Origin of the sequence: Paraliobacillus salinarum, from assembly GCF_014083865.1 — a bacterium.
Classification (GTDB): domain Bacteria; phylum Bacillota; class Bacilli; order Bacillales; family Amphibacillaceae; genus Paraliobacillus; species Paraliobacillus salinarum.
Genome location: NZ_JACEFA010000008.1, coordinates 57333 through 72310, shown reverse-complemented (window position 1 = coordinate 72310; position 14978 = coordinate 57333). Strand labels below are relative to the sequence as shown.

General features: G+C 35.7%; 10 protein-coding genes and 1 tRNA gene. 10 read left to right on the top strand and 1 reads right to left on the bottom strand.

Annotation, left to right across the window (positions count from 1 at the left end):
- Positions 1-8 precede the first annotated feature (8 nt).
- The 3 genes from HP569_RS09400 to HP569_RS09390 all read left to right on the top strand — a co-directional run bounded on the left by HP569_RS09400 (position 9) and on the right by HP569_RS09390 (position 6214).
- Positions 9-1913 carry a glycoside hydrolase family 13 protein gene (locus tag HP569_RS09400; RefSeq protein WP_182200919.1) on the top strand — a complete coding sequence of 635 codons (1905 nt, stop codon included), beginning with the start codon at positions 9-11 and terminating at the stop codon, positions 1911-1913.
- Between the two features lie 404 nt (positions 1914-2317).
- The gene (locus HP569_RS09395; RefSeq protein WP_182200918.1) at positions 2318-3205 is read left to right on the top strand and encodes a 5'-3' exonuclease; all 888 of its coding nucleotides are present in this window, start codon (positions 2318-2320) and stop codon (positions 3203-3205) included.
- Between the two features lie 363 nt (positions 3206-3568).
- Positions 3569-6214: a cation-translocating P-type ATPase gene (locus HP569_RS09390; protein WP_182200917.1), complete on the top strand. Its 2646-nt coding sequence runs from the start codon at positions 3569-3571 to the stop codon at positions 6212-6214.
- 147 nt (positions 6215-6361) lie between these two features.
- Here HP569_RS09390 and HP569_RS09385 read toward each other — a convergent pair whose 3' ends face one another.
- Positions 6362-6496, bottom strand: a complete 135-nt coding sequence (locus HP569_RS09385; protein ID WP_182200916.1) for a lmo0937 family membrane protein — start codon at positions 6494-6496, stop codon at positions 6362-6364.
- 305 nt (positions 6497-6801) lie between these two features.
- Here HP569_RS09385 and HP569_RS09380 point away from each other — a divergent pair.
- From HP569_RS09380 to HP569_RS09350, 7 genes are all read left to right on the top strand, one after another.
- Positions 6802-6875: transfer RNA gene (locus HP569_RS09380), tRNA-Gly, on the top strand.
- A gap of 459 nt (positions 6876-7334) precedes the next feature.
- Complete coding sequence (locus tag HP569_RS09375; protein ID WP_182200915.1) at positions 7335-9047, top strand: ABC-ATPase domain-containing protein; 1713 nt, start codon at positions 7335-7337, stop codon at positions 9045-9047.
- 10 nt (positions 9048-9057) lie between these two features.
- Positions 9058-10206 carry a tRNA epoxyqueuosine(34) reductase QueG gene (gene queG, locus HP569_RS09370; protein ID WP_182200914.1) on the top strand — a complete coding sequence of 383 codons (1149 nt, stop codon included), beginning with the start codon at positions 9058-9060 and terminating at the stop codon, positions 10204-10206.
- A 51-nt stretch (positions 10207-10257) separates the two neighbouring features.
- A complete protein-coding gene (locus tag HP569_RS09365; RefSeq protein ID WP_182200913.1) occupies positions 10258-11124 on the top strand; it encodes an amidase domain-containing protein in 867 nt (288 codons plus the stop codon).
- 76 nt (positions 11125-11200) lie between these two features.
- Positions 11201-11680, top strand: a complete 480-nt coding sequence (gene trmL, locus HP569_RS09360) for a tRNA (uridine(34)/cytosine(34)/5-carboxymethylaminomethyluridine(34)-2'-O)-methyltransferase TrmL (RefSeq protein ID WP_182200912.1) — start codon at positions 11201-11203, stop codon at positions 11678-11680.
- Positions 11681-11823: 143 nt separating this feature from the next.
- A complete protein-coding gene (locus HP569_RS09355; protein WP_182200911.1) occupies positions 11824-13719 on the top strand; it encodes a PrkA family serine protein kinase in 1896 nt (631 codons plus the stop codon).
- A gap of 53 nt (positions 13720-13772) precedes the next feature.
- The gene (locus HP569_RS09350) at positions 13773-14924 is read left to right on the top strand and encodes a YeaH/YhbH family protein (protein ID WP_182200910.1); all 1152 of its coding nucleotides are present in this window, start codon (positions 13773-13775) and stop codon (positions 14922-14924) included.
- Positions 14925-14978: the final 54 nt, after the last annotated feature.

Below are 14978 nucleotides of genomic sequence, written 5' to 3'. Positions count from 1 at the left end.
GAGAGCATATGACAAATTGGACAATAAAGCACAATAGTTTTCAATCGATTTATCGTCATCCATTTGGAGCACTTCCTGTCACTTCAGCAGTAACACTACAAGTAGCAATCGACACAACAGAGAGCAATTTTGATGTTTATGTACGTATGAACCTAGAAAAAGAAGAGCGGGAAAAAATCATTCTTATGGAAAAAAAGCAAGTCGATCCAACAAATTATTTATTGACTAGTCATATTACGATGCCAGGCAAACCACAGTTAGTCTGGTATTATTTTGAGATTAGATATGGTGATCGCTGCTTCTTTTACGGACGAAAAAAGGAGAGCCAAAGCGGGGAAGGGACTACGAGTTGTGGTGTTCCTCCCGCATGGCAAATTACGGTTTATAAAAAAGAAATACAAGTACCAAAATGGTGGAAACACGCGATTATTTATCAAATTTTTCCCGACAGATTTTATCGACAGCCTGAGATAGATATGGAAAGGGCGCCAAAACATGCGCTGATCCATGCACATTGGGATGATGAACCAATCTACATTCGTGATCATGATGGAAATGTGATTAAATGGGATTTTTTTGGTGGGAACTTAAAGGGGATTATTGAAAAGCTTGATTATATTCAATCATTAGGTGCTTCTGTTATTTATTTAAATCCAATATTTGAAGCAGAAAGCAACCACCGATATGACACGGGAGATTATCATAAGATAGATCCGTTGCTTGGTACGGTAGAGGATTTACAACAATTAATTAAGCTGGCGGGTGAACGTGGTATTGAAATAATGCTTGATGGTGTCTTTAATCATACTGGAAGCAACAGTATTTATTTTAATCAGAAGGGTGAATATGATTCTGTTGGGGCTTATCAATCAACTGATTCACCATATACGAATTGGTATACATTCTATGATTACCCGAACCATTATGAAAGTTGGTGGGGGATTGATACACTTCCCACACTTCAAATAGATGATAGAGCTGTGCAACAATTTTTAGTTGAAGCGCCAGATAGTGTAATTCAGTTTTGGCAGTCGAAAGGAATTCATCATTGGCGGTTGGACGTAGTTGACGAACTGACAGACAATTTCATTCGAAAAATGAAGCAGCAATTAAGGTCGATTAACCCGAATGCTGTTTTGCTAGGTGAAGTATGGGAAGACGCCTCAAATAAAATCGCTTACGGAAAACGGAGAGATTATTTGTTAGGTGATGCATTGGATTCTGTCATGCATTATCCACTTCGATCGATGATGGTTGATTTTATTACTGGAAAAAGTGATGCCGATCGATTTGTTAATCAATATATAACTATTGCAGAACATTATCCGAAGCAATACTTTTATGCAACAATGAATTTGCTATCTAGTCACGATGTGGAAAGAATCGCTACCCTGTTAGATAACAATTGCCCTACTGAGTTCAAAGATCAAGAGCGATTGGATATGATTGCTAAACAAATTCAAGCAATCAGTTTATTTCTTTTTATCTTACCTGGTGTTCCGTCGATTTATTATGGAGATGAAGCTGGTGTCACAGGAGGAAAAGATCCAGAAAATCGTAAACCATATCCTTGGGGAAAAGAAAATAACGATCGTTTAGCATGGTTCCGAAAGATAGCCGCGATCAGAAACAAATATCAGGCATTACGGACAGGAGATTGGCAGGTTACTTCATTCGATCAGGATGTTGTTATGTTTGAAAGATATATCCAAACTGCTGTAGACGTCTTTGGAGTTGAGGCGGAGAACAGTCATTTTCTTTTTATCATAAATCGCCATCTTACCGAAGAAAAAGAAGTAAAACTACCATTTGAAGACACGGTAAGCTGGTATGAATTATTCGAAGAGAAACCAACCAATCATCGAGTTAAATTAGCACCAATGTCTTGTTACTTATTTGTTCAGAAAAATTAATAGGTATTTAATGAGGGGAAGCATCACTTAACGATCGTTGAGTGATGTTTTTTTGCTATTTAACGTATGAATTTTTTGGGGAGAGGTGCGGTTTGACCAAAAATAAACGAAATAACAGGAAAAGTGATCAAAAAGGGATAAATAGAACCAAAAATGATGAGCGATAATAACAAAAGTGGTTATAAAAGCATAAATAGAACCAAATATCATAATAGGGAAAAGTAAATGTGGTCAAATATGGCGAGATAGAACCAAAAAATAAAGTTAGCGATATTGAAAGTAGTCATTCATCTATCAAGTTTGAGAGATTTTATAAAGAACATCTTTAATACACATCAAAAATCATGTAAAGAAATGAAGCGAACATGTTACAATGTAAGTTAGTGAATGAGGGGGTATAACGAATGTCACAAGATAGATTACTTTTAATTGATGGATTTAATTTACTAAGTCGAGGCTATTTCGCAACGGCGTATAATAAAACAGAAGATCAGTTACCAAAGAATAGCCAGGGGTTATATATTAATGCTTTGCGTATTTTTTTACAGAAGATCATCCACTTAATTAATGAACATGGCATTAGTCATGTTGCAGTAGCTTGGGATGTGAAACGTGAAGAAACGGAAAGACGAATCAAATATGATTTTTATAAGGAAACACGTAATGAATTACCTTATCCGCTGATCGAACAATATGAAACACTTACAAAAATACTTGATAGAATCGGTATAGCACAACTAGTTGTTCCACCGCACGAAGCAGATGATGTGATTGGCTCTTTATCAGATAAATGGTCAAAAGAGCAGTCTTTACCTTGTTTTATTTATAGCAATGACAAGGATTTACTACAATTGCTTAATGAACACACATCACAAATTATTGCACAAAAAAGACAAGAAACAATTTATACAATAGAAGCTTTTAAAGCAGAATATGGAATTGATTCTAATCAATGGATTGATGTAAAAGCATTGCTAGGGGATTCTAGTGATAACATTCCTGGTTGTCCAGGCGTAGGAGCAAAATCGGCTTTACCATTGATTCAGCAGTACAAAACAGTAGAGCAACTTTTAGAACAAATAGATCACTTAGATCCTAAATTTAATCGATACAAAAAAAAGCTACATGAAGGAAGAGAATCTATTTTTACAAGTAAGGAATTAGTAACGATAAATTGTTCGATTCCTGTGATTGCATCTATGGAGTTTACTGATTTGGCATATACGTTAGATCGAAATGTTATCTTAGATGCATTTAATGAATTTGATATAAATGTTAGGGTAAGTCTATAAAAGGATCGGACAAATCGGGTTACATATAAAACCGCTTGACATTATGAGGACTTATTTCTATAATAAGAATTAACTAAAAGGGGAGTAGCTGCAACAATTATGTCGTCATTACGAGAATTATCTCCGGCATAATTGGCAACTAACGTTGTTAGCAAGACCTTTATCGCTTGTACTTATGCAAGCGGTAAAGGTCTTTTTTACGTTTTATTTTGGCTACTTTGGTTTAAACTATGAAAAAGTAGGTAATGAAATAGTAATTATGTTCCTTTTAGTTAACATGCAAAAATTGTATTATTTTATCAATTAAAGATTGAAATATTTTCTCTTTTAAAAAGAGTGTCTTATGAGGAGATGGTGAAACGAATGGAATTTTATCAATCGGGCAAAGAGGAAGTACTAAAGCAGGTGAATGCATCAGAACAAGGGCTTTCATCTGATGAAGCAAAGAATAGGTTAGATCGTGATGGTTACAACGAAATTGAGGATAAAGAAAAAGTTCCTACTTGGAAGTTGTTTTTAGAAACGTTTAAAGATGCGATGGTTATTGTATTACTGGTTGCTGCTGGGGTGCAGTTATTACTAGGTGAATATGTAGAAACAATAGTTATCGTTATTGTGTTAATCATGAATGCAATTATCAGTGTCGTGCAGACGAAGAAAGCTGAGAGTTCATTAGATGCACTAAAGGATATGTCGGCACCAGAAGCAAAAGTCATGAGGAATGGAACGAAGCAAACGATTCCTGCACGTGAACTTGTGCAGGGGGATATTGTTTATTTAGAGGCTGGCGACTTTATTCCTGCAGATGGACGAATTCTGGAAAGTGGTTCATTAAAAGTTAATGAAGGTCAACTGACAGGGGAATCAGAAGCTGTTGAAAAACAAGTTGATACTATTAACGAAGAAGTAGGCTTAGGCGATCGAACGAATATGGTGTTTAGTAGTTCGTTAGTTGTTTATGGCCGTGGAACCTTTGTTGTGACTGGAACTGGAGAGAAAACTGAAATTGGTAAGATTGCCAATATGCTTTCTACTGCAGAGCAGAAGCAAACACCATTACAGCGTAAATTAGATACATTTAGTAAAAAACTAGGTATTGGTATTTTGATCTTATCGGTTGTCATTTTTGTGGTGCAGGCTGCTAGAATATGGCTTGGCGATGGTACGACCGATCTAGTAACGGAGCTTGTCAATGCGTTAATGTTTGCGGTAGCCGTGGCAGTCGCAGCTATTCCTGAAGCATTACAATCTATTGTGACAATTGTATTATCAGTTGGTACGAATAAAATGGCAAAGCAACATGCGATTATTCGTAAGCTTCCAGCCGTAGAAACGTTAGGATCTACAAGTGTAATTTGTACAGATAAAACTGGTACATTAACTCAGAATAAGATGACTGTAACGGATTATTTTATTCCAGAAGGTGAAAAAGAGCATTTACCTGAAAGTCCAGAGAATTGGGATGAATCAGAGCGATTGTTAGTTGATATCGCGGTGTTATGTAATGATTCATATATTAATAATGACAATCAAGAAGTTGGCGATCCGACAGAGGTTGCTTTAATTAATTTTTCAAATGATAACAATCAAGACTACCAAGCATTACGAGATATGCACCAACGCGAAGCTGAGCTACCATTCGATTCTGATCGTAAGATAATGTCAACGCTACATACAATCGGTGGCGAAAAAATGATGTTAACTAAAGGTGGCCCAGATGTTATGTTCGATCGGGCTAGCTATATTTTAGTACAAGGTGAAGAAAAAGCTTTAACACAAGATTGGCTAGATAAACTAAATCGAGCAAATGAAGACTACTCTAACCAAGCATTACGTGTATTAGCTTATGGGTATAAGAAATTTTCGAGCGACAAAGATGTATTAGAGCATGAGGATGAAAATGATCTTGTATTAGTCGGATTAACTGCCATGATGGACCCTCCTCGTGATGCAGTATTTGGATCAATCGAACAGACGAAAGCAGCCGGAATAAAAACAGTTATGATTACTGGAGACCACAAAACGACAGCGCAAGCAATTGGCCGTCAAATTGGTTTGATGGACGAAGATGATATTGCGTTAACAGGAAAAGAATTAGACGCTTTGTCTGATGAGGAATTAGATGAGAAGTTAGAAAAAATCTCTGTTTATGCTCGTGTATCTCCTGAAAATAAAATACGTATTGTTCGTGCTTGGCAACGTAAAGATCAAATCTCAGCGATGACTGGTGATGGTGTCAATGATGCACCGGCATTAAAACAAGCGGATATCGGTATTTCTATGGGAAGCGGGACAGACGTAGCAAAAGATTCATCCGCAATGATCTTAACAGACGATAATTTCGTTTCAATTGTTAATGCTGTGGGTGTTGGAAGAACTGTTTTTGATAATATTAAAAAAGCAATCGGATATTTATTTGCGGGTAACTTAGGTGCGATCATCGCAATTCTGTTTGCTGTTATTTTTGGATTCTCCAATCCATTTACTGCGCTACAATTGTTGTTTATTAACTTAGTGAATGATTCATTACCTGCCATTGCTTTAGGTATGGAAAAAGCAGAGCCTGATGTGATGAAACGTAAACCACGTAATGTAAATGAAGGTATTTTCTCAGGTGGCACAATGCGTGCAGTAATAACACGCGGTACTCTAATTGGTATTGCGGTAATTATTTCACACATAATTGGCTTGCAGCACTCAGCCGAAATGGGTGTAGCGATGGCATTTACCACGTTAATTTTATCTCGTACATTACAAACTTTTGCAGCACGTTCAAACACACAAACGATCTTTGGTGTCGGGTTGTTAACGAATAAATATGTACTAGGTGCCGTAGGTGTATGTTTTGCTCTTTACAGTATCACTATTTTACCTTTTACACGTGACATTTTTGCAATCCCGGCTTCATTTGGTTGGAATGACTGGTTGATTGCTACTGGTTTAGCTGTAGCAGCTGTGATCATGATGGAAGTAGTAAAGGTTATATTTAATAAAGTGTCAAAAAAATAGGTTATAACGAAAAACAGCGTAAGTTAGCTCTTAGTCTAACTTACGCTGTTTTATTAATCATTCGATTTAAAATCTATGATGAAGAGTTAATTTTATTTTTAACCGAATACATATGAAATCCGACAACACTTTAATCAATGTTGCTTGCTATCGCCTAAGCATTTTTGCAATGAATACAACAAGCGCAATGATTAGAAGTATGTGTACAAGTCCACCCGCAATTTCAAATATAAATCCAATTAACCAAGCTAGTAATAAAATACCTATAATTGTCCAAATCATGAAAATCACCTACCTTTTTTTATATAATGTACCCATATGTATAACTAGTAAACCTTTTTCAATTCTATTTAATAAAAAAATTGGTGAATGCTGTTGCGATATGTCATTTAAATTGTTATAATATTTAACATCGAATTAGAAATTGATTTGTTTTGCGGGTGTAGTTTAGTGGTAAAACCTCAGCCACGAGCGAATCATCGTCGAGAATGCCTCGAGTTGTCCCGAAGCATGAACATCTCGAATAAGCTAGCAGATGCAGGGACATGTTCTGCGTAAACGGAATAACGAAGTACTTACAATTAAATGCGGGTGTAGTTTAGTGGTAAAACCTCAGCCTTCCAAGCTGATGTCGAGGGTTCGATTCCCTTCACCCGCTCCATACATATGTGACCAACGCAGTATTTTGTTGATAACAACGAAGTATTGCGTTTTTTTATATGTTATTTTTGCGTTAGCAGACTAATATTTATCATTTTAATAAAAAAGAAATATAGAATTGTACATTAAACTGAATTTATTAGACTTTGAATTGAAAAACAGCTTAATTCGAACATAAGGCATGAAAAATAAGGCAGTAATGAACGAAAAACAAGTTAATTCGAACATAAGGCATGAAAAATAAGGCGGTAATGAACGAAAAACAAGTTAATTCGAACATAAGACATGAAAAACAACCAAAAAGTGTTCGAAATAAAATTATTCATAAGTTACGCTCCTCTCCAAGACCTCATCTACTCTCTTTTTCCTCGCAAACAAGAGCACTTTTGAAGTCATCATTTCTATAGCTTGAAAGAGGAAGAATATAAATAGTATGCTATTAGTTAGAGGTGTTTAAACGATGAAACAATTACAAAATAAACTACAATCTATTGATGGTAAAGGTTATAAAGCGTATAAATCGATTCAGGGTCGATATTCTTTTCATCGCTATGAATTACACGTGGATTATGTACAAGGTGATCCTTTTGCAGCTCCGTCAAAAATAAGAATTATTATACCGAATGCATACCGCGAGATTCAACCAGAATGGAAAGAGAATCAACAGAGGAAAATTTATGTAGAAGATCTTATTGCAAGATATGTTGCAAACGCAATTCATAAAAATAACACTTTTATAAAAGGTACGGGAAAAAGCGGTTTAATTCACATTGATGCACCTGGACAAGAAATTATTGATCGTACTGCGGTGCAAATTGATGATGCACATGTCACGATATGTCTATCTATTGGACTTCCTGCTTTTGGTAGGAAAATAAACGGTAAAGATGCTCAGAAATTATTCTTTGATGCTATCCCAGCAATTTTGTCAGCATCAATCTTTACTATTTCAGATCAAGCGATAGACGAAGTAGTAAACCTCTCTGATCAACATCAAGTAATTCGTAAAGAAATGAAGAAAAATAATTGGGTTGCGTTTATCGCTGATGATTCCATCTTACCAAGAGCCAGCGGAATTAGTAATCAACCATTGCAAAATGCTGTACCATTTCAAAGTCCACAAGAGAATAAAGTGTCGATTGAAATCCCGCATCGTAATACTCCAATTACGGGTATGGCTATACCAACAGGGATAACATTAATTGTTGGTGGTGGTTATCATGGGAAAAGTACACTCTTATCTGCTGTAGAAAGAGGCGTATATCATCACATTAAAGGTGACGGTAGAGAATTTGTGCTGACAGATCTGGATGCGGTAAAGGTTCGAGCAGAAGACGGTAGAAAAGTAACAGGGGTAAACATTTCTCCATTTATTAAAGACCTACCACAAAAACAGAATACGAAGCAATTTTCTACAGACAATGCGAGTGGTAGTACTTCTCAAGCCGCGAATGTAATAGAAGCCATGGAAGCAGGAGCTAGTACATTATTAATTGATGAAGATACTAGTGCAACAAATTTCATGATACGTGATCAACGGATGCAGGCACTAGTGCATGAAGACAAAGAGCCGATCACTCCATTTATTGATAGAATAGAGCAAATGAAGAATGAATTATCGATCTCGACTTTACTTGTTATGGGAGGATCGGGTGACTATTTTGATGTTGCAGATCATGTTATTATGTTAGATCATTATCATGTTTACAATGTAACTGGTGAAGCAAAGAAAATCGCAACATCATACCCAGCCAAAAGACTAGAAGCGAAGTCAGATGCTTTTGGTCCCGTGTCGCAACGAATATTTTCTCCAAATACCTTGCAAACGAAAAAAGGGAATAAAGTAAAAGTTCAAGCAAAAGGCTTACGCACGGTGATCATGGGCAAAACAGACATTGATTTAGCGAATGTAGAACAATTAGTTGATACGTCACAAACGAATATGATTGCAGAAATCATTCAATTTCTTGATAAACAGAATCGATTAACAAAAGAAAAAACAGTACAACAATTATTAGATGAGATAGAAGAAACGATAAATAATAAAGGTTTAGCGGCATTTTCTGCTTTCCCTAATCAGCATCCAGGTGATCTAGCACGACCGCGTCGATTTGAGATTGCAGCTGCATTAAATCGTATTCGAACGGCTCATGTTAAACAACAGACGAAATAAGGTGATTTTTATGACTTATCAAAATTTAAAAGATGAAATCATTGCTTATAGTAAATCAATTGGAATTGATAAAATTGGTTTTGCAGCAGCAAATGAATTTTCAGCGATGAAATCACGATTAAAACTACAACAAGATGATGGCTTTCAGTCTGGATTTGAAAAAGGAACGATTGAAGAACGTACGGAACCAGCACTGCATTTAACTGATGCAGAATCAATCATTGCCATCGCAGTTGCTTACCCTTCACGAATGAAGAATCCTCCTAAAAGTAAAAAAGGAGCGAGAAGAGGGAATTTTTGTCGTGCGTCATGGGGAATGGACTATCACCACGTTTTAAATGATAAGCTTGATAAACTTAGTACGTTCATTGCTAGTAAATTTCCAGGATTCCAATATCGATCAATGGTGGACACCGGGGAGCTATCTGACCGAGCTGTTGCTGAACGTGCAGGCATAGGGTTTAGTGGAAAAAATACAATGATTATTACACCTGAATTTGGTTCATATGTTTATTTAGGTGAAATGATCACTAATATTCCTTTTCCGCCAGATGAACCGGTAGATGATGGATGTGGTGATTGCACCAAGTGCTTGGATGCTTGTCCTACTGGAGCTTTAGTTGAACCAGGACGGCTAAACGCACAAAATTGTATCGCTTTTGTTACACAAACAAAAGGTTTTCTTCCTGATAAATATCGAGAAATCATGGGGAATCAATTGTATGGATTTGATACGTGCCAAGTTGTTTGTCCTAAAAATAAGCAGGTTGATACACATCTACATCCAGAATTAGAGCCGGAACCTGATTTAGTAAAGCCAGAATTAATTCCGTTATTATCCATTTCAAACCGTGAATTTAAAGAACGGTTTGGATCAATGGCTGGTTCATGGAGAGGGAAGAAGCCAATTCAACGAAATGCGATCATCGCATTAGCACATTATAGAGATGAAGCAGCTATTCCTGAGCTTATTCGATTAATGAAAGAAGATCCGCGCCCGGTTATTCGGGGTACGGCAGCATGGGCAATTGGTAAAATTGGAACCAAAGACGGGTATCAAGCGATACGATATGCCCAAGTAGAAGAAAAAGACGTAGAAGTGTTAAATGAAATGGAAAAAGGACTGGCGTATGAGGCGAAGCAATTAGAAAAAAGTTAGTACATTTACACCTCTGTTCATGCATAAGTATGAATAGAGGAGTGAATCGCTATGTCATTGGAGAAAGAGTTATCAAGGTATTGGCAAAATCAATGTGAAGTAAAAAAAAGTGACCCAAATAATTGGATTACACAAAAAAGACAATTTCATAAAAAGAGAGGAAATGATGTACCACGCATTACAGGTCTAGGTACATTGATTCGACGTTTACAATTGGAACGGCATGAACTAAAGGTAGGTTACTTGTTACGTGTGACTTTTTTAGTGAAGCAAGGTTCTTTTTTTTATCATGAAGAACAAGTGTGTGAGCATGAAGCATTATTTTATAAAGGGAAGTTTATAGAAGATAAATCTTTAGAAATAAATGGAGGTCAAGGTGATCCAGTTCTAGAAGATAAAAGAAATGATTGGATAGACACATCAACAAATGATCGTTTTATTTATGATCGTACGGCAGCTGTCAATTATGCAGAGAGATGGTGGAATGATTATAATCCATCCTACAAGCATTTTGATGTAGATTGTACGAATTTTATCTCTCAAGCATTACGTGCAGGCGGTGCTCCCATGCGAGGATATCCCAATCGATCAAAGGGTTGGTGGTACCAAAATGATACATGGTCTTATAGTTGGGCGGTAGCACACTCTTTACGTTGGTATTTAAGTGGTTCAACCCAAGGGCTCAAAGGAAAAGAGTTAGAAAGCCCAACAGAATTATTACCTGGTGATGTTATTTGTTATGATTTTGAAGGGGATGGAAAATGGGATCATAATACGATCGTTGTAATGAAAGATCAGAACGGCATGCCGTTAGTAAATGCACATACGAATAACAGTCGTCACCGATATTGGAGTTATGAGGATTCTTATGCATGGACACCTGAATGTCAGTATAAGTTTTTTCGAATTGGCGAGTAATCATTCATGTAGTCCAGCAACAAATTTAAAAATATGCTATAATAGTAAGGTTATTATTGTCTTAGAGGTGAACAGAGTGGGATTACATGTCGTATTATACCAACCCGAAATACCTGCCAATACAGGGAATATTGCAAGAACTTGTTTAGCTACCAATGCAACGTTACACCTTATCCGTCCATTAGGATTTTCAACCGATGATAAGATGCTTCGACGCGCTGGGCTAGATTATTGGCATGATGTTACTGTTTTATATCATGATTCACTTGATGAACTATATCAAGGTAACCCAGAAGGTAAGTTTTACTATATAGAAAATTTCGGGGAAAAGTATTATAGTGATTTTGATTTTAGTGATGCGAACGAAGAACTATTTTTTGTTTTCGGACGTGAAACAAATGGAATTCCTAAGCCTTTACTGGAAGGTAAGGAAGATCAATGTCTACGAATACAAATGGCCGCCAATGATAAAGTTCGTTCCTTGAACCTTTCCAATACCGCTGCAATTGTCGTTTATGATGTGTTAAGACAACAAGGATTTCCTAATATGCATTAAAAAGTGAGCTCGTTTCAAGTGAGCTCGCTTTTTTTATATTTAAAAAGGACATTAATGTGTTCCATTAACAACAATCATTTTCACCCGACAAAAAACATAAATTAGTTGTAGCTAGTTATATGTTTTCTTAAGGGGGAAGCTTGATGGATCTATTAGCGAAAGTAAAGGCACATAAAGAAAAACAGCACAAGCTAAAATGGGAAGGCACATTCGCTGAGTATTTAGAGTTATTGAAGCAACGCCCACATTTAGCGCAATCAGCACATGCGCGAATATATCAGATGATTGAACAATCTGGCATAAATGATGTAAATGGAAGAAAGGTATATCGTTTCTTTGAGAATGAGTTGTTTGGCATAGAAGAGACAATTGAACGTATCATAGATGAGTTTTTACATCCTGCAGCTAAACGATTAGACGTAAAAAAAAGAATCTTATTGTTAGTCGGACCGGTAAGTGGAGGTAAATCTACTATAGTCACTTTATTGAAAAAAGGGTTAGAATCCTATACTTATACAGATGATGGAGCGGTCTATGCAATTAAAGGCTGCCCCATGCATGAAGATCCACTACATCTTATTCCAGAAGAACTTCGAGCAACCTTTGAAAGTTCTTTTGGTATTCGAATAGAAGGGCAGCTTTCACCATTAAACAAGATGCGACTGGAAAAGGAATATAATGGTCAAATTGAAAATGTGCAAGTGGAACGTATCTTTTTTTCTGAAAATAATCGAATGGGGATAGGTACATTTGCGCCATCTGATCCAAAATCACAAGATATCGCAGATTTAACTGGCTCGATTGATTTTTCCACTATCGCAACATTTGGTTCTGAATCTGATCCACGAGCTTATCGTTTTGATGGTGAGTTAAATATAGCTAATCGAGGCTTATTGGAGTTTCAAGAAATACTAAAAAGCGATGAAAAGTTCCTCTGGCATTTATTATCTTTAACACAAGAAGGGAATTTTAAAGCAGGGCGCTTTGCGTTAATCTCTGCAGATGAATTAATTATCGCACATACTAATGAAGCTGAATATCGATCTTTTGTTTCTAATAAGAAGAATGAAGCATTACATTCAAGAATGATCGTTATACCAGTTCCATATAATCTGAAGCTTCGTGCAGAAGAACGTATTTATCAAAAAATGATTGAAACTAGTGATATGAAAGATGTCCACATTACACCACACACATTATATACAGCTGCAATGTTTACTATTTTAACTAGACTAAAAGAGTCGAAAAAGTCAACAATCACACTAGTTAATAAAATGTATTTATATGATGGTAAAGTTGTAGACGGATTTAATGAAGCAGATCTATCATTATTAAAAAAGGAATTTCTTAATGAAGGAATGGATGGTATTGATCCTAGATTTGTATTTAACCGTATTTCTTCTATTATGATAAAAAAAGAAATAAAAACGGTAAATGCACTGGATGTTTTGCGTTGCTTAAAAGAAGGTATAGAGACACATTTATCATTAACAAAAAAACAAAAAGAGTTTTACTTGGAATGTATTTCAATGGCAAGAAAAGAATATGACAAAATAGCTAAAAGAGAAGTACAAAAGGCATTTATTTCTTCATATGAAGATGCTGCTGAAACAATAATCAACAATTATTTAGATAATATTGAAGCTTTTTGTAATCAAAAAAAAGTGCAAGATCCTTTAACGGGAAAGGATCTTCAGCCAAATGAACGACTCATGCGGTCTATCGAAGAACAAATTGGTGTTTCAGAGAATGCAAAAAAAGCTTTTCGTGAAGAAATACTTATTCGAATCTCGACATATGCGCGAAAAGGAAAATCCTTTAATTATCAATCACACGAACGTTTGAATGAAGCGATTCAAAAAAAACTATTCGCAGATCTAAAAGATGTTATTAAAGTTACCTCAGTAATGTATACAAGAGAAGGGCAACAATCAAAGCAATTAGCTGAAGTTGTTGCTATTTTAAAAAATAAGTATGGATATAGTAAAGATTCAGCGAATGAACTACTACATTATGTCGGTAGTTTGCTCAATGAATAAACGAGCTTATCTAAGTGTGATCGAAAATTATTGTGTGCGAAAGGGGCTCAACGATGGATTCTAGTCACTTTATTATTTCAGAAGAAGATTGGTCTATTCATCGAAAAGGATATGAAAATCAACAACGATATCATGAAAAAATAAAAAAAGCATTGAAACAGAAACTTCCTGAGCTAGTTAGTAAAGCAGATATTATTGTTAAGAAAGAAAAAGAAAGCCTGTTGATACCTGTTTGGTCGTTGAACGAGTACAAAATTAGGTATGATAGAAAACGAAATAACAATATAGGTCAAGGTCAGGGAGATAGCAAAAAAGGAGATATTATTGCTAAAGATAAGACGATGCAGCAACAAGATAAGCAGGGGCATGCTACAGAAAACCTGTTTCAACAAAATTACTATGAAGTAAAAATTTCAATAGCTGAATTGGAAGAACTATTTTTTGAAGAATTGGCCTTACCGAATTTAAAACAAAAAAAAGAAGACAAAGTGAGTACAGAAGATATGACGTTCCATGCGGTGCATAAGAAGGGATTAGAAGGGAATATGGATAAGAAGCGTACGATGCTCGAGGCGTATAGACGAAATGCGCGGTATGGTAATCCATCTTTTTTTCCGATCTATGTTGATGATGTAAGATATAAAACATGGAATGTCGCTAATCATCCAACAACAAAAGCAGTTGTCCTTGCTATAATGGATACGAGTGGAAGTATGGATGATTTCAAGAGTAATATCGCACGTAGTTTTTTCTTTTGGGTAAACCGATTTTTAAATACGAACTATGAATCAGTTGAATTAGAATTTATTGCGCATCACATTGAAGCATCTGTTGTTGATGAAATCTCTTTTTTTACAAAAGGAAAGGGAGGGGGCACTATTTGTTCTTCAGCTTATAAAAAGGCACTGGAGTTAATTAATAAAAACTATCATCCTGACAATTACAATATTTATATTTTTCATGTTTCAGATGGAGCTAATTTAGCCTCCGATAATTGTAGATGTGAAAAGTTAATAAAGGAGCTATTAGAGTATTGTAGTTTATTTGGGTATGTAGAAGTAAATACAAAAAATCGCCACTCTTCGTTAATGAAAATATTTAAAGAAAGAAGAGAATTAAACCTTCGATCTTACACAGTTAAGAACGAATCAGATGTTTATTATGCGATGAAACAATTCTTTGCTATTGAACAATATCGTATGTAATTGTTTAAAAACAATGAAATAGTGGTAATTTAGTTAAGATTGAAATAATGAACT

Bases quoted from the DNA above. Each gene is read 5' to 3' on its own strand.
- HP569_RS09390 (WP_182200917.1), top strand. From the start codon at position 3,569: ATGGAATTTTATCAATCGGGCAAAGAGGAAGTACTAAAGCAGGTGAAT.
- HP569_RS09395 (WP_182200918.1), top strand. From the start codon at position 2,318: ATGTCACAAGATAGATTACTTTTAATTGATGGATTTAATTTACTAAGT.
- HP569_RS09375 (WP_182200915.1), top strand. From the start codon at position 7,335: ATGAAACAATTACAAAATAAACTACAATCTATTGATGGTAAAGGTTAT.
- HP569_RS09355 (WP_182200911.1), top strand. From the start codon at position 11,824: ATGGATCTATTAGCGAAAGTAAAGGCACATAAAGAAAAACAGCACAAG.
- HP569_RS09385 (WP_182200916.1), bottom strand. From the start codon at position 6,496: ATGATTTGGACAATTATAGGTATTTTATTACTAGCTTGGTTAATTGGA.
- queG (WP_182200914.1), top strand. From the start codon at position 9,058: ATGACTTATCAAAATTTAAAAGATGAAATCATTGCTTATAGTAAATCA.
- HP569_RS09350 (WP_182200910.1), top strand. From the start codon at position 13,773: ATGGATTCTAGTCACTTTATTATTTCAGAAGAAGATTGGTCTATTCAT.
- HP569_RS09400 (WP_182200919.1), top strand. From the start codon at position 9: ATGACAAATTGGACAATAAAGCACAATAGTTTTCAATCGATTTATCGT.
- HP569_RS09365 (WP_182200913.1), top strand. From the start codon at position 10,258: ATGTCATTGGAGAAAGAGTTATCAAGGTATTGGCAAAATCAATGTGAA.